The following is an 18,053-nucleotide window of genomic DNA, read 5'->3' as shown; positions in this document are numbered from 1 at the left end:
TCTCAGTGCTGCGTGCCGCCGTATGCGTCCTCGCGAATCACGCGCGGCGTGATTTCGCGCGGTTCGATCGTCACCGGCTGGTAGATGACCCGCTTCTGTTCCGGGTCGTAACGCATTTCCACGTAACCCGAGACCGGGAAGTCCTTGCGGAACGGATGGCCGACGAAACCATAGTCGGTCAGGATGCGGCGCAAGTCGTTGTGGCCTTCGAACACGATGCCGTAGAAGTCGAACGCTTCGCGCTCGAACCAGTTCACGGAATTCCAGACATCGTTGAGCGACGGCAGCACCGGCATGTCATCGTCCGGCGCGAACACACGCAGGCGCAGACGCCAGTTGTGCGTCACCGAAAGCAGGTGCGTGACCGCGGCAAAGCGCGGGCCGGCCCAGGTGCCTTCGGCATATTCGGAATAGTCCACGCCGCACAGGTCGACGGCCTGTTCGAAGCGCAGCGACGGATCATCGCGCAGCATCAGGGCCGCTTCGAGATAGTCGGCAGCCTTCACGACCAGCGTCAGTTCGCCGACTGCCTCGCTCAGGCTCTGGACACGCTTGCCCAGCACCTTCTCGAGCGTAGCCTTGAGGGTATCGAGTTTCGCCATGTCAGCCCTTGCGCGCGATGGTGTTGGTGCGCTTGATCTTGTTCTGCAACTGGATCACGCCGTAGATCAGCGCTTCCGCCGTCGGCGGGCAGCCCGGAACATAGATATCGACCGGCACGATGCGATCGCAGCCACGCACCACCGAATACGAGTAGTGGTAGTAGCCGCCGCCATTGGCGCACGAGCCCATCGAGATTACCCAGCGCGGTTCCGCCATCTGGTCATAGACCTTGCGCAGCGCGGGCGCCATCTTGTTGCATAGCGTACCGGCCACGATCATCACGTCCGACTGACGCGGCGACGGGCGGAAAATCACGCCGAAACGGTCCATGTCGTAGCGGGCGGCGCCGGCGTGCATCATTTCCACTGCACAGCAGGCCAGACCGAAAGTCATGGGCCAAAGGGAACCCGTACGGGTCCAGTTGATCAGCTTGTCAGCGGTCGTCGTGACAAAGCCTTCATTGAGAACGCCTTCGATTGCCATTTCACATCACTCCCAATCGAGCGCGCCCTTTTTCCAGATGTAGACGAAGCCCACGATGAATTCCAGCAGAAACACGCCCATGGCGATGAATCCCGGCCAGCCGATGTCCTTGAGGGCAACGCCCCAGGGAAACAGGAAGGCAGTTTCGAGATCGAACAGGATAAACAGGATGGCGATGAGGTAATAGCGCACGTCGAACTTCATGCGCGCATCCTCGAACGCTTCGAAACCGCACTCGTAGGGAGAGAGCTTCGCTGCGTCAGGCTTGTAGGGACCGAGGATCCGACCGATGGACATCAGTACTCCACCGAGCACGATGCCAAAGAGGATAAAGACGAGGACGGGGAAGTAGGCTTCGAGAGTCAAGGTACGGCCAGCCTTATCTGGAATGTTGTCAACAGCACCAGCTAGCGGCGACCTGTTGCCCACCCCAGGCGCCATCCCGTCATAGCTACGGCGCCGCCTTGCGGACTGCCGGACAGTCCATGCAATCCCTCTGCATTGCTGCATCAATGGGAATGCACGAACTTCCGATCAAGTTTTTTGGTGCCGACGGCGAGACTCGAACTCGCACAGCTTTCGCCACTACCCCCTCAAGATAGCGTGTCTACCAATTTCACCACGTCGGCTGGGGGAGAAACAATATTGCCTTGCGCCGGGTTTTTCAGGCCCTACGAAGCTGGGTCAGAAGAGTCTTTCTTCTGGCTTTCGCCCCGCGCTGGGGAATCGTTTCAAGCCTTGCATTCTAACTCATGATTCCTGATTTGTTCAATGCACAACCACAAATAAAATCAGGAATCCGCGAACTCAGTGTTCGATTATTGCGCAGACTTAGCGCTTACTTCGGTACTGCGGGACCAGCGGGTGCCGACGCGCCATTGGCTGCCGGTGCCGAGGCAGCAGGCGCGGACGCCGCTGCCGGTTGTTGTGCCGCGCCCATGACGCCAAGCGAGGCCTGCGGCTTGTAGTTGCCAAGCAACGTCAGTCCCAGCGTACACACGAAAAACAGCGCCGCGAGGACGGCCGTGGTACGCGACAGGAAGTTGGCCGAGCCCGAGGCGCCGAACAGACTGCCCGACGCACCGGAACCGAACGCCGCGCCGACGTCCGCACCCTTGCCATGCTGCAGCAGGACGAGGCCGATCACGCCTAGCGCGGACAGGACCTGCACAACGACCAACAAAGTCTTGAAGATTGCCATTTGGTTAAATTCGTTTCGTACTTGCCTGATCAGACAGTCGCATCCGGCATTCAGGCTTTGCCGATAGCGAGGAAATCATCCGCCTTCAGCGAGGCACCCCCAATGAGGCCCCCGTCGATATCGGACATCGAAAACAGTTCGACGGCATTGTCGGGCTTCACGCTGCCGCCGTACAGGATGGCCATACGCTCAGCCACAGCCACGTTCTTCGCCGCCACCTGGGCGCGCAGCGCCGCGTGTACGGCCTGCGCCTGGTCGCTCGAAGCGGTCTTGCCCGTGCCGATCGCCCAGACAGGCTCATAGGCCAGAACGATCTTGCCAAGCTGGTCGATAGACAACGCATCGAGCACAGCCTGCAGTTGACGACCCACTACCGCTTCGGTCTGGCCGGCTTCGCGCTCGGCCAGCGTCTCACCGACACAGACCACAGGCACGATGCCCGATTCCAGCGCACGCAGCGCCTTGGCAGCAACGGCCGCATCGGATTCGCCGTGATACGTGCGGCGCTCCGAATGGCCCACCAGCACATAGGTGCAACCGAACTCGCTCAGCATCGGTGCCGCGACTTCGCCAGTAAAGGCGCCGCGCGTCTCGGCCGACACATCCTGAGCACCCCAGGCCACCTGGGAACCCGTGAGCAGCGACTGGCACTGGGCAAGATAGGGGAACGGTGCGCAAACCGCCAGTTTCGCCTTGGCGGGTGCTGCCTTGATACCTTCGAGCAAAGCCGCGTTGGCGGCCAGGCTGCCGTGCATCTTCCAATTGCCGATGACCAGCTTTTGTCTCACAACGGTCTCCCCCTTGAATCAAACCCGCTATTGTAGCGTGGTCAAGGGGGTGCCGCCAGCAGCGGGCAGACAATTGCGGAAGACGCCACGCCGGGCAGCACCGCCGGCGTGGCACCGCACGCTTACCAGGTAAGCACGATCTTGCCGATATGCTCGCTCGACTCCATCAGCCGATGGGCGTCGGCCGCCTGCTCCGCAGGGAACACCTTGTGGATGACGGGCTTGATCTTGCCGGCAGCCAGCAGCGGCCAGACGTTATGGTGCAACGCTTGCGCAATGGCGCCCTTGAACGAAGCCGGACGCGGACGCAGCGTGGAACCTGTGATCGTGATCCGGCGACGCAGGATATCGCCCAGCGGAATCTCGGCCTTGCTGCCACCGAGCAGCGCGATGATGACGATGCGGCCGTCGTCGGCAATGCACGACAGTTCGCGCGCCAGATACGAGCCTGCCACCATGTCGAGGATCACGTCGACGCCCTTGCCTTCGGTCAACGCCTTGACCTCGGCCACGAAATCCTGCGTCTTGTAGTTGATCGCGTGGTCGGCACCCAGGTCTACGCATGCCTTGCACTTGTCATCGCTGCCTGCCGTGACCAGGACCTTGAAGCCCATCGCCTTGGCAACCTGGATGGCCGTTGTGCCGATGCCGCTCGAACCGCCCTGGATCAGCAGCGTCTCGGCCGCGCCGCGCGGACCCTTGCCGAGCAGGCCACGATCGAACACGTTGCTCCATACCGTGAAAAACGTCTCGGGCAATGCGGCAGCCTCGATATCGCTGAGACCTTCGGGAACCGGCAGGCACTGCTCGATCGGCGCGGTGCACAGCTCGGCGTAACCGCCGCCCTGGACCAGCGCGCACACGCGATCACCCGCCTTGAGGCCGAAACGATTGGCGGGGTTCGACAGGTCACCGCCCACCACTACGCCCGCCACTTCCAGGCCCGGCAGATCGGATGCGCCCGGCGGCACGGGATAGTTGCCGGTGCGCTGGAATACGTCGGGGCGATTGATGCCTGCCGCCGCAACGCGGATCAGGATCTCGCCGGCCTTCGGCTCCGGGTCGGGGCGCTGGGCGGGTTGCAGGACCTCTGGGCCGCCGTACTCGCGGATCTCGATGGCTTTCATGATGACTCCTCATTAATGGCGATGTCGATGCGCACGCGGACTTCTGCGCGCAGCATGCAGGAAATGGCTGAGCGGCAGTGTAAACAAAAAAGCGGCTGGACATCGCCAGCCGCTTTCATCGGTATCGCTACCTCGGGATCAGCTTACTGCTGCTGTTCCGGCGAGGTCGGTGCATCGCCTTGCGGGTTGATCGGGCTGATGCTGCCGCCCTCTTCCGCCAGCGCTGCCTTCAGCGATAGACGCAGACGACCCTTTTCGTCGGCCTGGATCAGCTTCACGCGAACCTGCTGGCCTTCCTTCAGCCAGTCCTTGATGTCCTTCACGCGCTCGTTGACGATCTCCGAGATATGGAGCAGACCGTCCTTGCCCGGCAGGATGTTCACGATGGCGCCGAAGTCCAGCAGCTTCAGCACGGTGCCCGGGTAGATCTTGCCCACTTCGGCTTCCGCGGTGATGCCTTCGATACGACGCTTGGCTTCAGCCATGCCTTCGTTGGAGGTCGACGCGATGGTGATCGTGCCGTCTTCCTGGATGTCGATGGACGTGCCCGTTTCCTTGGTCAGCGCCTGGATCGTCGAACCACCCTTGCCGATCACTTCGCGGATCTTGTCCGGATGGATCTTCATCGTGATCATGCGCGGAGCGTGTGCCGACAGTTCCGTGCGGGCATGGCCCATGGCGTCCTGCATCTTGCCCAGGATGTGCATGCGGCCTTCGCGCGCCTGCGCCAGTGCCACCTGCATGATTTCCTTGGTGATGCCCTGCACCTTGATGTCCATCTGCAGCGCGGTGATACCAGCATCGGTACCTGCAACCTTGAAGTCCATGTCGCCCAGGTGATCTTCATCGCCCAGGATGTCGGTCAGCACGGCAAACTTGTTGCCTTCCAGGATCAGGCCCATGGCCACACCGGCCACGTGCGCCTTCACCGGAACGCCGGCGTCCATCAGTGCCAGGCAGCCGCCGCAGACCGAAGCCATCGACGACGAACCGTTCGACTCGGTGATTTCCGAGACCAGGCGGATCGTGTATGCGAACTCGTCTTCCTTCGGCAGCACCGGGATCAGTGCGCGCTTGGCCAGACGGCCATGGCCGATTTCACGGCGCTTCGGGCTACCCACGCGACCCGTTTCGCCAGTGGCGAACGGAGGCATGTTGTAGTGGAGCATGAAGCGGTCGCGGTACTCGCCAGCCAGCGCATCGATGATCTGCTCATCGCTGCGTGTGCCCAGCGTGGCCACGGCCAGTGCCTGGGTTTCGCCACGCGTGAACAGCGACGAACCGTGGGCGCGCGGCAGCACCGACGAGCGGATCTCGATCGGGCGCACCGTGCGCGTGTCGCGGCCGTCGATACGCGGCTCGCCGGCCAGGATCTGGCCACGGACGATCTTCGCTTCAAGGTCGAACAGGATGTTGCCGACTTCCACCTTCTCGGCTTCCACACCGGCTTCGGCCAGCTTCGTCTGCACCGAGGCGTAGATTTCCTTGAGCTTGGCGCTGCGTGCCGACTTCTGGCGCAGTTGATAGGCTTCCTGCAGCAGCGGCAGGCCGATCTCGCCGACCTTGGCGATCAGGGCTTCGTTCTTGGCTGCCGGTGCCCAATCCCACTCGGGACGGCCGCCTTCGCGCACGAGTTCGTGGATCGCGTTGATGGCGATCTGCGATTGCTCATGGCCGTACACCACACCACCCAGCATGATCTCTTCCGACAGCTGGTTGGCTTCCGATTCCACCATCAGCACGGCGCGCTCGGTACCGGCGACGATGAGGTCCATTTCCGACGTGGCGATCTGCGGGCGGGTCGGGTTCAGCAGGTACTGGCCGTCCTTGTAACCCACGCGGGCAGCGCCCACCGGACCATTGAACGGAATGCCCGACACGGCCAGCGCGGCCGACGAAGCGATCAGGGCCGGGATGTCGGCCGGCACTTCCGGGTTGATCGACAGCACGTGGATCACCACCTGCACGTCGTTATAGAAACCTTCCGGGAACAGCGGACGCAGCGGACGGTCGATCAGGCGCGACGTCAGCGTTTCGTTTTCCGACGGACGGCCTTCACGCTTGAAGAAACCACCGGGGATCTTGCCTGCTGCGTAGGTCTTCTCGATGTAGTCGACGGTCAGCGGGAAGAAGTCCTGGCCCGCCTTCGGGCTCTTGGCTGCCACCACGGTGGCCAGCACCACGGTGTCTTCGATGTCGACGATCACTGCGCCAGACGCCTGGCGGGCGATTTCGCCAGTTTCCATGCGGACCTTGTGCTGGCCCCACTGGAATTCCTTGACGATCTTGTTGAACATGGTCATGAGCGTTCCTTGATTACTTGCTTTGCCGGCCGTCAATACTGATACGGCCAGCTGGCGCCTGCGCTCGCAGCGGCAGGCGAACTGCCGGAGTCGCTCCGGACCTCAGTCTCAGGGAAGTGCTATGCCATTCCATCGCGCCACCGTCCGCATTCTGACGATGTACTACGCGATGGAATGACACAAAACCCCGTTTCCTTGGCCGGCTCCGGTGTCACGATGCTTGGAAAAGCACGATAAAGAGCGAGGTAACTTACTCCGTCGCACCGTGGGATGCAACGGCGCCAGGCCCTGTCGCCCAGCCAAATAGTGCAGCAAAGATTACATCAACACTAGCCGGGCACCAGCAAACGCCCGACCAGAAAAGCAAAATGCCTGCCTCAGCATTGCTGACGCAGGCATTGCGGCCTCACGTGAAATCGTGCGCAAACAGCTTTCGCAGGATTCGTGCTGCCATCCGCAGACCTTACTTGCGCAGGCCCAGGGCTTCGATCAGGGCGCGGTAACGATCAGCGTCGTTGGCCTTGAGGTAGTCCAGCAGACGACGACGACGGCTCACCATGCGCAGCAGACCGCGGCGGCTGTGGTGATCCTTCATGTTGGCCTTGAAGTGGGGGGTCAGTTCGTTGATGCGGGTGGTCAGCAGAGCGACCTGGACTTCGGGGCTACCCGTGTCGTTGGCGCCGCGGGCGAACTTCTGAATGACTTCAGTCTTGTTGATGTTGGCAAATGCCATGATGATTTCCCTTGACTTGCGAACGCTGCAGCGCGGGATGCGCCACTTGCGTCGTGCCTTGTAAAAACTTGGCAACCGCCGCCCTGCCCCCGCACATGGCCGGGATCGAACGACAGCCGCGCATTATAGCTGAAAACCGCGAGCCGGCGACATCCAATGTGCCGGGGCCTGTCAGCGGGCCGGCGGGCGCTCCATGCGGCACGTGGTCGGCAGCGTGGTCTGCGCCGATTTGAGCCGCTTCACCGTGCGGAATCCATAGCCCGAGCCTTCGTTGTCGAACCGCACCTCGCCACCCTGCTTCGCCATGACGGACACGTAGAGCGGTTGCAGCACCTGATGGTCGTCGGCGCGGATCGTCGCCTCATGGAAGCCGTTGGTGAAACGCATGTTCTCCAGCGCATATGCCACGGCCACGGCATCGGTGGTGCCGGCGTGCTCGATGGCGCGCGCCAGCATCTCCACCATCATCTGCATCCGCAGATGCACGTAGTCGTCGCGCGGATCGGGATAGCGCTTATGGAAAGACTGGTAGAACGCATCGGACGCGGCACCACCCACGTTCGGGTGCCACTCGGCCACGGCCAGCACGCGGCCCACGCCGGCATCGCCCATGGCCGCAGGCGCGCCGAGGCCGTTGCCATAGAACGTGTAGAAGCGCGCACTCAGGCCGCCTTCGCGTGCGGCCTTCACCATCAACGTCAGGTCGTTACCCCAATTGCCCGTGATGACCGCGTCGGCGCCGCTGGCCTTGATCTTGGCGATATACGGCGCGAAGTCCTTGATCTTGCCGATCGGGTGGAATTCATCGCCCACGATCTGGATGTCCGGGCGCTTGGCCGCCAGCATCTCGCGCGCCGAGCGCGCTACCTGATGGCCGAAGCTGTAGTCCTGATCGATCAGATAAATCTTGCGCACCGCGTGCTCGGTACGAATGGTATCGGTCAGCGCCTGCATGCGCATGTCTGCGCTGGCGTCGAACCGGAAGTGCCAGAAGCTGCAGTTCTCGTTGGTGAGCGAGGGATCGACGGCGGAATAGTTCAGGAACAGCACCCGCGCATCGGGCTGGCGCTGATTGTGGCGGTTGATCGCCGAGACCAGTGCGCCGGCCACGGCCGAGCTGTTTCCCTGCAAGACGAACGGAATACGCTTGTCCACGAGACTGCGGAACTGGATCAGGCTTTCATCGACGTTTCCCTTGCTGTCGAATGTCACCAGTTCCAGCGGATGACGGCCATCGGGTAGCTTCACGCCACCCTTTTCGTTGATACGCTCGATGGCCAGCCGCAGGTTGCGCACCACGGCTTCGCCGGCGTTGGCAAACGAGCCGGACAGGCCATCGATCATCCCGAGCTGGATCGGTTTGCCCTGGCTCCCCGACGCAGGCACCTGCGCGTGAACACCCGCCGCCAGGCAGATGAGCGCTGCCCCAACCCAGGCACCCAGCCCGCGCTTCCCAAATCCGACCATCGACATACTCGCCATACTCCAGTGTTGCCGTGCAATCCCCAACCAAGACGCGCGATGTTACGGCAGTTGGCACCGATGCCGCAACGACACGGAAATCGACGAATTCCTATGTGATTGCGAGAGTTTGCGAGATTTAAAACGGAAAAACCGCCCTGCCACGCTCGATAAGCGCCGGGGGCGGTCCATGATGGACGGGCTTTCTGGGCCCGGCCATCCCATCGCAAGATTCCGAATCAGATCTGCGGATTGATCTTCTGCACAGCCTTGTCGTGCAGCTTGTTCAGTGCAGCCAGGTAAGCCTTGGCCGACGCCGCCACGATATCGGGGTCGGTGCCCACGCCGTTGACGATGCGGCCCGCCTTCGACAGTCGCACCGTGACTTCGCCCTGTGCTTGCGTACCGGCGGTGATGGCGTTCACCGAGTACAGCACGAGTTCTGCGCCGCTGCCGACCTTGCCTTCGATCGCATGCAGCGTGGCATCCACCGGACCATTGCCCTCGGCCTCGCCAACCTGCTCGGTGCCATCGGCGTTGAACACCACGCGGGCATGCGGACGCTCGCCGGTTTCCGAGCGCTGCGACAGCGACACGAAGCGGTAGTGCTCGTTGGCATGCTCCTGCTCTTCGTCGGACACGATGGCCATGATGTCTTCGTCGAAGATCTCGGCCTTCTGGTCCGCCAGTTCCTTGAAGCGCGTGAACGCGGCATTGATCTCGGCTTCGCTTTCCAGTTCGATACCGAGTTCGTGCAGGCGCTGCTTGAACGCATTGCGGCCCGAGAGCTTGCCCAGCACGATCTTGTTGGCAGTCCAGCCCACGTCTTCCGCACGCATAATTTCGTAGGTATCGCGCGCCTTGAGCACGCCGTCCTGGTGGATGCCGGACGCGTGTGCAAACGCGTTGGCGCCTACCACGGCCTTGTTCGGCTGCACCACGAAGCCGGTCACTTGCGACACGAGCTTCGATGCCGGCACGATCTGCGTGGTGTCGATGCCAACATCCATGTTGAAGTAGTCGCGGCGCGTCTTGACGGCCATCACGACCTCTTCAAGGCTGGTATTGCCGGCGCGTTCGCCCAGGCCATTGATCGTGCATTCGATCTGGCGCGCACCGCCGAGCTTCACGGCAGCCAGCGAGTTGGCCACGGCCATGCCGAGGTCGTTATGGCAATGTACCGACCACACCGCCTTGTCCGAATTCGGAATGCGCTCGCGCACCGAGCGGATCAGTTCCGCATAGCCTTCCGGCACGGCGTAGCCCACGGTGTCCGGCAGATTGATCGTGGTGGCGCCTTCGGCGATCACACCTTCCAGCACACGGCACAGGAAATCCATGTCCGAGCGGCTGCCGTCTTCCGGCGAGAACTCGATGTCGTCGGTGAACTGGCGTGCGAAGCGCACGGCCAGGCGGGCCTGTTCGTACACCTGGTCCGGCGTCATGCGCAACTTCTTTTCCATGTGCAGCGCCGACGTGGCGATGAACGTATGGATTCGGAACGAGTTGGCCGGCTTCAATGCCTCGGCGGCACGGGCGATGTCCTTGTCGTTGGCGCGAGCCAGCGAGCAGATCGTCGAGTCCTTGACGACCTGGGCGATCGAGCGGATCGCCTCGAAGTCGCCGTTGGAACTGGCAGCAAAGCCGGCCTCGATCACATCGACCTTCAGGCGTTCCAGCTGACGCGCAATGCGAATCTTTTCTTCGCGGGTCATGGATGCGCCGGGCGACTGCTCGCCATCGCGCAAGGTGGTGTCGAAAATGATGAGTTTGTCAGACATTTGTGGAGCTCCTGGGCTGTGCCTTATGTGCTGCTGTATCCGTACCACCGCGTGCCGCATTCCGTACACCGGGCATTCGGTCAGAATGCAAAACGCCCCGGCGTGCATCGATGCAGGCCGGGGCGTTTGAAAATCCTGGTGATTTCCGCGCTAGGGCGAACTGACGATCCCTTAGCGCGCGCGCGACCCGACCTGACGGCCTAGTAGGCCACCTAGAACGGTGCGAGCGATGAGGATCTGGCGCGAAATCATGTCGGCGACTATAGCCGGTTTGCAGCGAGCTTGCAACCAGCGCGTTAACCGAACCAGATTCACTTCGGCGGGATGCGCAACTTCTGGCCCGGGTAGATCTTGTCCGGATGCGACAGCATCGGCCTGTTCGCTTCGAAGATCTTGTTGTACTCGGCGCCATTCCCGTAGGCCGCCTGCGAGATCGCCCACAGCGTATCGCCCTTCACCACCGTGTGCCATTGCGACTCGGCCGTTTCCACGTTGACAGACATCTTGTCTTCCACTGACTCGACGCCCTCGACGTTACCCGCGCACAGAATGATCTTCTCGCGCGTGGCCTGGTCCGGCGCCACGCCAAACACGGTGACCTTGCCCTGCGACCCATCGACGGTCACCGTCAATCCAGTCGCACTCAGGCCCATCTGCGCGATATACGCCTCGATGGCGTCACCGGCTGCCCGATTGGCAGCTTCTGCCTTCTCGGCTGCACCGGGATCTGCCTTTGCCGCTTCCTGCGCCGCCTTGGCCTCGCCCTTGCCGAACAGCTTCTCGCCAGCTTCCTTGATGAAGTCAAACATGCCCATGACGTTCTCCTTGATGTGGAACGGACTACGAACTAGTGAAACAGCCATCAAAACAAAAAAGGGCGCTCAAGAGCGCCCTTCATCGAAACAACTTAATCATCCTTGCCGACGTTGCCACCAACCCCTGCCGTCCGCGACTTGCGAACACCCCCGGGATCGCCATGGATCGAACGCCAGGCCCACAGGATATAGCCCGAGATCGCATACGCAACGAACAGGCCGAACAGCGCCACGGGCGGGTCCGACGAGACCACCACGAACAGCACCAGCACGAGCACCATCATGCCGAACGGCACGCGAAACCGCACGTCGAGTGCCTTGCCGCTGTAGAACGGTGCGTTGGACACCATCGACAACCCGGCATACATCGTGATCGCGAACGCCGCCCATGGCATCCACAACTCCTTGACGGGCAGTTTGTTGTCGATCGCCAGCCAGACGAAACCCGCGATCAGCGCGGCAGCCGCCGGGCTCGGCAGTCCCTGGAAGAATCGCTTGTCTACCACGCCGATATTCGCATTGAAGCGCGCCAGGCGCAGCGCCGCGCAGGTGCAGTAGACGAAGGCCGCAATCCAGCCCCATTTACCCAGGTCATGCAGGATCCACTCGTACATGACCAGCGCCGGCGCCACGCCGAACGATGTCATGTCGGACAACGAATCGTACTGCTCGCCGAAGGCACTCTGGGTGTTCGTGATACGTGCCACGCGGCCGTCCATGCCGTCGAGCACCATGGCCGCGAAAATGGCGATGGCGGCCACGTCGAAGCGCATGTTCATCGCCTGCACGATGGCGAAGAATCCGGCGAACAGCGCCGCGGTAGTGAACGCGTTGGGCAACAGGTAGATGCCGCGCCGGCGCGGTCGCACGTACTCGATGTCGTGTTCGTCGTCGGCGTCCGCGTCGTAGCCTTCGGCCTCGTTGCGTAGCTGGTTATGGCGGAACGGGCGCAGATGCGTCACGTTGCCGTTGCTGACGCGTTTGTTGCGTCGATTGAAGGCACCCATGCGAGGTCTCCTGTGCGGACGGGTCCGTGGCCGTTCAGGCCTGGACGTCCAGCTCGGCCAACACGGTCGAGGACGCCGACACCTTCTCGCCGATCGTCACGCGCGGGCGCGCATCCACGGGCAGGTACACGTCAACGCGCGAACCGAAACGGATGAAGCCGTAACGCTGGCCGCGCGACAGCGTATCGCCAACCTTCGTATAGCAGAGGATGCGGCGCGCCACCAGGCCGGCAACTTGCACCAGCGTGACGAGCTGGCCGTCGGCTGCGCGCCGAATGACCACGGCGTTGCGTTCGTTTTCGAGCGAAGCCTTGTCCAGATCGGCGTTCACGAACTTGCCCGGGAAATATTCGAGCTTCTCGACCTTGCCGTCGAGCGAGGCGCGATTCGAATGCACGTTGAATACGTTCATGAACACGCTGATCTTCAGCGCCTCGCGGCCAGCGTATGGATCCATGGTCTTCTCGACCACCACGATACGGCCATCGGCCGGCGCCAGGATTGCGTTGGGAGCCGAGGGAATCGGGCGCGGCGGGTCCCGGAAGAACTGCAGCACGAAGACCGTAATGATCCACAGCGGCAACGCCCACCAGAAACCCGCGCTGACCTGGACCAGCAGCGAGATGATGAATGCGCCGGCCAGGAATGGCCAGCCTTCACGGGCGATCAGCGGATGAGGATAGTTCATGCAAGCATTGTTCTGTTGGTCGCGCGGTTTTTGCAAACCCTGTCGACAGACCCGGTGCGGATTGCTGCACGCACGCGGAATCGGGCTGTCGATGCGAAATATAAGAAAGTTTCAGGCCAGCGCCTGAAAAAGTCCGACAAGGATAACAAAAAGCCGCCCGGTCTCCGCCGAAATGTCTCCCTGATATCAGGGGACTGGCGGCGAACCGGGCGGCTGAGGCGTTCCGCAAGGCACCCGGCCGTCCGGCCAGGGCCCGCTTTCTGCCTGTCTTGCTTAGTTCTTCGACTGGTCGACCAGCTTGTTCTTGGCGATCCACGGCATCATCGCGCGCAGCTTGCCACCCACTTCTTCGATCTGGTGCTCGGCCGTCAGGCGACGACGCGAGATCAGCGTCGGGGCGCCTGCCTTGTTTTCCAGCAGGAAGCTCTTGGCGTATTCGCCGGTCTGAATGTCCTTCAGGCACTGCTTCATGGCCTTCTTGGTCTCTTCGGTCACGACGCGCGGGCCGGTGACGTACTCGCCGTATTCGGCGTTGTTCGAGATCGAGTAGTTCATGTTGGCGATGCCGCCTTCGTAGATCAGGTCGACGATCAGCTTCAGTTCGTGCAGGCACTCGAAGTACGCCATTTCCGGCGCGTAGCCGGCTTCCACCAGCGTCTCGAAACCAGCCTTGATCAGCTCGACGGTGCCGCCGCACAGCACGGCCTGCTCGCCGAACAGGTCGGTTTCGGTTTCTTCGCGGAAGTTCGTCTCGATGATGCCGGCACGGCCGCCGCCGTTGGCGGTAGCGTACGACAGGGCGATGTCGCGAGCAGCGCCGGACTTGTCCTGATGCACGGCGATCAGGTGCGGCACACCGCCGCCTTGCGCGTACGTCGAGCGCACCGTGTGGCCCGGGGCCTTCGGGGCGATCATGATCACGTCCAGGTCGGCACGCGGGATCACGGCACCGTAGTGCACGTTGAAGCCGTGGGCGAAGGCCAGTGCTGCGCCTTCCTTGGCGTTGTCGTGCACTTCGTTCTTGTACACGTCGGCGATCTGCTCGTCCGGCAGCAGGATCATGACCACGTCGGCGCCCTTCACTGCCTCGGCCACTTCCTTCACTTGCAGGCCAGCATTGACGGCCTTGTTCCACGACGCGCCGCTCTTGCGCAGACCGACCGTCACGTTGACGCCCGAATCCTTCAGGTTCAGTGCGTGGGCATGGCCTTGCGAGCCGTAGCCGATGATGGTGACGTTCTTGCCCTTGATGAGGGAGAGGTCAGCGTCCTTGTCGTAAAACACTTTCATGATGGTTCCTTCAATTTCTCAAATCTTCGTATTAGGTGGCGGCGGGACGCAACGGCTGTTCGATAACGTGGCGAAGCGCCGCTTCGGGATACTGCTGTCGGCTTGTGGCCGTGCTCTGTTGCCGGGGGCGCCGGTCAGACCTTCAGGATGCGCTCGCCACGGCCGATGCCGGACCCGCCCGTACGGACGGTTTCCAGGATCGCGGTGCGGTCGATGGCATCGAGGAACGCATCCAGCTTGCCGCCGTTACCGGTCAGCTCGATGGTGTACGTCTTTTCAGTCACATCGATGATGCGACCACGGAAGATGTCGGCAGTGCGCTTCAATTCCTCGCGCTCCTTGCCCACGGCACGCACCTTGACGAGCATGAGCTCGCGTTCGATGTGCGCACCTTCGGTCAGGTCGACAACCTTGACCACTTCGACCAGCCGGTTCAGATGCTTCGTGATCTGTTCGATCACATCATCCGAGCCAGTGGTGACGATGGTCATCCGGGACAGCGACGCATCTTCGGTGGGCGCCACCGTCAGCGTCTCGATGTTATAGCCGCGTGCAGAGAACAGGCCCACCACGCGCGACAGCGCGCCGGGTTCGTTTTCCAGCAGGACCGAGATAATGTGTCGCATCACAGGTCCTCCACGCCAAGCAGCATTTCGGAGATACCCTTGCCGGCCTGAACCATCGGCCACACGTTTTCCGTGGGGTCCGTCTGGAAGTCCAGGAACACGGTGCGATCCTTGAGTCGGAAGGCTTCGCGCAGCGCCGGTTCGACGTCAGACGTCTTCTCGATACGCATGCCGATGTGGCCATAGGCCTCCGCCAGTTTCACGAAGTCCGGCAGCGCAGTCATGTAGGAATGCGAGTAACGGTTGTCGTACTCGATTTCCTGCCACTGGCGCACCATGCCGAGGTAGCCGTTGTTGAGCGAGCAGATCTTCACCGGGGTGTCGTACTGCAGGCAGGTCGACAGTTCCTGGATACACATCTGGATCGAGCCTTCACCGGTGATGGTGACCACTTCCTTGTCCGGAAACGCCTTCTTGATGCCCATGGCGTACGGCAGGCCCACGCCCATCGTGCCCAGGCCACCGGAGTTGATCCAGCGGCGCGGCTCGTTGAACTTGTAGAACTGTGCAGCCCACATCTGGTGCTGACCCACGTCCGAGCAGATGAATGCATCGCCCTTCGTCAGTTCCCAGATCTTTTCCACCACGTATTGCGGCTTGATGATCTCGGAATTGCGGTCGTACTTGAGGCAGTCCACCGAACGCCATTGCTCGATCTGGTCCCACCACTTCGCCAGCGCCTCGCGCTTCGGCTTGGCGTCGCTGGCCTTGATCTGGGCGATCAGTTCCTGCAGCACGTCCTTGACGTTGCCGACGATGGGAATATCCACCTTGACGCGCTTCGAGATCGACGACGGGTCGATGTCGATATGAATGATCTTGCGTGCCTGCGACGTGAAGTGCGCCGGGTTGCCGATCACGCGGTCATCGAAGCGTGCGCCGATGGCAATCAGCACATCGCAGTTCTGCATGGCCATGTTGGCTTCATACGTGCCGTGCATGCCGAGCATGCCGACGAACTGCTTGTGCGAACCCGGGAACGCGCCCAGGCCCATCAGCGTGTTGGTCACCGGGTGGCCCGTCAGGGCTGCCAGCTCGCGCAACTCTTCGCTGGCGTTGGCCAGTACCACGCCGCCGCCCGAGTAGATGTACGGACGCTCGGCGCCTTGCAGCAGCGCCACGGCCTTGCGGATCTGGCCCGAGTGACCCTTGTTGACCGGGTTGTAGGACCGCATGTCCACGGCCTTCGGGTACTCGTAGTTGCAGGCGTTGCGCGACACGTCCTTCGGAATGTCGACGACCACGGGGCCGGGACGGCCGGTTGCGGCGATGAAGAACGCCTTCTTGATCGTCGCGGCCAGGTCGCGCACATCCTTCACGAGGAAGTTGTGCTTGACGATCGGACGCGTGATGCCGACGGTATCGCATTCCTGGAAGGCGTCCTGGCCAATGGCGTGGGTCGGCACGTTGCCGGTGATCACCACCATCGGGATCGAGTCCAGGTAAGCCGTGGCAATACCGGTCACGGCATTGGTCACGCCCGGACCCGAAGTCACCAGGGCAACGCCGACCTTGCCGGTCGCGCGGGCATAGCCGTCAGCGGCATGCACGGCGGCCTGCTCGTGGCGGACCAGGATGTGTTCGAATTTCGTTTGCTTGTGGAGCTCGTCGTAGATATAAAGCACTGCGCCGCCGGGGTAGCCCCAGACGTACTCGACGCCTTCTTCGGCAAGTGCATTGACGAGGATTTCCGCTCCGATCATTTCTCGGGCGGAGGATGAATTGCTATCTGCGTGGGAAGTTTCCGCGCTGTGCATGTTCATTTTCCTTTGCAATTTTCGGCAAAAAATTGTTTGGATGCTCTCTGCCGGGCTTGTGGCTCGGGTTCAAGCGGTGCGCGTCTGCATGAGAAGACCGCCTTATAAGCGGTCTGATGAGACAACCACTGATGTCGTGTGAACCGCCGATGATACTGCAAGGCTGCGACGCAATAAAAGAACTTTTTGCACTGCCGCACCAGCGCGGCGCATGAACGCCACACCGGCGCCCGCTGCGGAGGCAGCCTTCATGTCTGCACTTGAATACAGCAGTGGCCGAAACGACCTGTTTTTTGCTAGCATCGCAGACATCTTCGGAGTGCCAAAGGACTTGGACGGCACATTCGACCCGGCATCCCCGCCCAACTGCTGTTTCTGCCTGCATGGCCACCGACAAGGAACTCTCCGATTTTCTCGCCAGTGTGGAGCGCCGCGCCTTCAAGCAGGCCGTATTCGCCGTGCGGGATGACGAAGCTGCACTGGACATCGTGCAGGACGCCATGATCAAGCTGGCGGAGAAGTACGCCGACAAAAGTGCCGCGGAACTGCCGCCCCTGTTCCAGCGCATCTTGCAGAACACCATCCACGACTGGTTCCGCCGCCAGAAGGTGCGCAATACCTGGGTGACCTTGTTCTCCAACCTTCGCGACGAGCGCGAAGGCGACGACAGCGACCTGCTGGAGACGCTCGAGGCCGAATCCGGCACCCAGATGTCCGAGAGCAGCGCCGACAAGGTGGAGCGCGCCCAGGTCATGCACATCATCGAACAGGAAATACAGCGACTCCCCACGCGTCAACGCGAGGCTTTCCTGATGCGTTACTGGGAGGATATGGACGTGGCCGAAACGGCAGCCGTGATGGGCTGCTCGGAGGGCAGCGTCAAGACGCACTGTTCCCGTGCAACTCACACACTGGCGCAAGCCTTGCGTGCGCGGGGGGTCCGACTATGAGCAGAAACGAACGAGATATTCACGAACGGCGCATTGCGCACCAGATCCGCCTGGCACTCGATGCCTCTGCGGATGCCGTGCCGCAAGACATTTCCGACCGGCTGGCCGCCGCGCGGCGGATGGCGCTGGCCGCCCGAAAGGCCGAGGCACCTGCCCATGCACCGCAACTGGCCATGCCGGGCGCGCCGCGCGGCTTCGCCTTCGAAGACGAGGGCGACACGCCCCTGCACCGTGCTGGCGCATGGATGCGCAAGCTTGCACTGGTCTGGACACTGGTGGCGCTGGGCGCGGGCCTGCTGGGTATCTATCGCTGGCAGGAACAGAAACGCGTCGAGGAACTGGCCGATGTGGACGCCGCGATGCTGCTCGACGACCTGCCGCCCTCGGCCTATGCCGACCAGGGCTTCCACGTGTTCCTGAAGCGCGACCGCGACCAATAG

General features: G+C 62.0%; 18 protein-coding genes and 1 tRNA gene. 2 read left to right on the top strand and 17 right to left on the bottom strand.

Annotation, left to right across the window (positions count from 1 at the left end):
- Positions 1-2: 2 nt before the first annotated feature.
- The 17 genes from ABDB81_RS06460 to ABDB81_RS06380 form a co-directional block, all read right to left on the bottom strand.
- Entirely contained in the window at positions 3-602 is a 600-nt protein-coding gene (locus ABDB81_RS06460) for an NADH-quinone oxidoreductase subunit C (protein ID WP_346810434.1), read from the bottom strand.
- A 1-nt stretch (position 603) separates the two neighbouring features.
- On the bottom strand, positions 604-1,086 hold the full coding sequence (locus ABDB81_RS06455; RefSeq protein WP_008643342.1) for an NADH-quinone oxidoreductase subunit B: 483 nt from the start codon (positions 1,084-1,086) through the stop codon (positions 604-606).
- A gap of 6 nt (positions 1,087-1,092) precedes the next feature.
- Positions 1,093-1,452 carry an NADH-quinone oxidoreductase subunit A gene (locus ABDB81_RS06450; protein ID WP_137923014.1) on the bottom strand — a complete coding sequence of 120 codons (360 nt, stop codon included), beginning with the start codon at positions 1,450-1,452 and terminating at the stop codon, positions 1,093-1,095.
- Positions 1,453-1,630: 178 nt separating this feature from the next.
- Positions 1,631-1,715: transfer RNA gene (locus tag ABDB81_RS06445), tRNA-Leu, on the bottom strand.
- 209 nt (positions 1,716-1,924) lie between these two features.
- On the bottom strand, positions 1,925-2,287 hold the full coding sequence (gene secG, locus ABDB81_RS06440; RefSeq protein ID WP_137923013.1) for a preprotein translocase subunit SecG: 363 nt from the start codon (positions 2,285-2,287) through the stop codon (positions 1,925-1,927).
- 50 nt (positions 2,288-2,337) lie between these two features.
- Positions 2,338-3,075 carry a triose-phosphate isomerase gene (gene tpiA / locus ABDB81_RS06435; RefSeq protein WP_137923012.1) on the bottom strand — a complete coding sequence of 246 codons (738 nt, stop codon included), beginning with the start codon at positions 3,073-3,075 and terminating at the stop codon, positions 2,338-2,340.
- A gap of 122 nt (positions 3,076-3,197) precedes the next feature.
- A complete protein-coding gene (locus ABDB81_RS06430; protein WP_160471766.1) occupies positions 3,198-4,202 on the bottom strand; it encodes an NAD(P)H-quinone oxidoreductase in 1,005 nt (334 codons plus the stop codon).
- 143 nt (positions 4,203-4,345) lie between these two features.
- Complete coding sequence (gene pnp, locus ABDB81_RS06425) at positions 4,346-6,505, bottom strand: polyribonucleotide nucleotidyltransferase (RefSeq protein WP_160471764.1); 2,160 nt, start codon at positions 6,503-6,505, stop codon at positions 4,346-4,348.
- 463 nt (positions 6,506-6,968) lie between these two features.
- A complete protein-coding gene (rpsO, locus tag ABDB81_RS06420; RefSeq protein ID WP_137923009.1) occupies positions 6,969-7,238 on the bottom strand; it encodes a 30S ribosomal protein S15 in 270 nt (89 codons plus the stop codon).
- Between the two features lie 171 nt (positions 7,239-7,409).
- On the bottom strand, positions 7,410-8,711 hold the full coding sequence (locus ABDB81_RS06415; protein WP_346810433.1) for a branched-chain amino acid ABC transporter substrate-binding protein: 1,302 nt from the start codon (positions 8,709-8,711) through the stop codon (positions 7,410-7,412).
- 227 nt (positions 8,712-8,938) lie between these two features.
- A complete protein-coding gene (locus tag ABDB81_RS06410; protein ID WP_137923008.1) occupies positions 8,939-10,480 on the bottom strand; it encodes a 2-isopropylmalate synthase in 1,542 nt (513 codons plus the stop codon).
- 311 nt (positions 10,481-10,791) lie between these two features.
- On the bottom strand, positions 10,792-11,295 hold the full coding sequence (gene lysM / locus ABDB81_RS06405; RefSeq protein ID WP_137923007.1) for a peptidoglycan-binding protein LysM: 504 nt from the start codon (positions 11,293-11,295) through the stop codon (positions 10,792-10,794).
- Between the two features lie 92 nt (positions 11,296-11,387).
- Positions 11,388-12,302 carry a CDP-diacylglycerol--serine O-phosphatidyltransferase gene (gene pssA, locus ABDB81_RS06400; protein WP_137923006.1) on the bottom strand — a complete coding sequence of 305 codons (915 nt, stop codon included), beginning with the start codon at positions 12,300-12,302 and terminating at the stop codon, positions 11,388-11,390.
- Positions 12,303-12,336: 34 nt separating this feature from the next.
- Complete coding sequence (locus ABDB81_RS06395) at positions 12,337-12,990, bottom strand: phosphatidylserine decarboxylase (RefSeq protein WP_137923005.1); 654 nt, start codon at positions 12,988-12,990, stop codon at positions 12,337-12,339.
- Between the two features lie 273 nt (positions 12,991-13,263).
- Positions 13,264-14,280: a ketol-acid reductoisomerase gene (gene ilvC, locus ABDB81_RS06390; protein WP_160471760.1), complete on the bottom strand. Its 1,017-nt coding sequence runs from the start codon at positions 14,278-14,280 to the stop codon at positions 13,264-13,266.
- A 134-nt stretch (positions 14,281-14,414) separates the two neighbouring features.
- Entirely contained in the window at positions 14,415-14,906 is a 492-nt protein-coding gene (gene ilvN, locus ABDB81_RS06385; RefSeq protein ID WP_137923003.1) for an acetolactate synthase small subunit, read from the bottom strand.
- Complete coding sequence (locus ABDB81_RS06380; RefSeq protein ID WP_137923002.1) at positions 14,906-16,669, bottom strand: acetolactate synthase 3 catalytic subunit; 1,764 nt, start codon at positions 16,667-16,669, stop codon at positions 14,906-14,908. The genes ilvN and ABDB81_RS06380 overlap by 1 nt, the downstream gene beginning before the upstream one ends.
- Before the next feature lie 377 nt (positions 16,670-17,046).
- Between ABDB81_RS06380 and ABDB81_RS06375 the strand changes: the two genes are divergently transcribed.
- On the top strand, positions 17,047-17,613 hold the full coding sequence (locus ABDB81_RS06375; RefSeq protein WP_137923001.1) for an RNA polymerase sigma factor: 567 nt from the start codon (positions 17,047-17,049) through the stop codon (positions 17,611-17,613).
- Positions 17,610-18,053, top strand: coding sequence for a DUF3619 family protein (locus ABDB81_RS06370; RefSeq protein WP_346810432.1), 444 nt, complete (start codon positions 17,610-17,612; stop codon positions 18,051-18,053). Before ABDB81_RS06375 ends, ABDB81_RS06370 begins: the two co-directional genes overlap by 4 nt.

Origin of the sequence: Cupriavidus sp. DL-D2, from assembly GCF_039710735.1 — a bacterium.
Lineage (GTDB): Bacteria > Pseudomonadota > Gammaproteobacteria > Burkholderiales > Burkholderiaceae > Cupriavidus.
The sequence above is the reverse complement of the archived record's forward strand: the minus strand, read 5'-3'. Positions and strand labels throughout refer to the sequence as shown.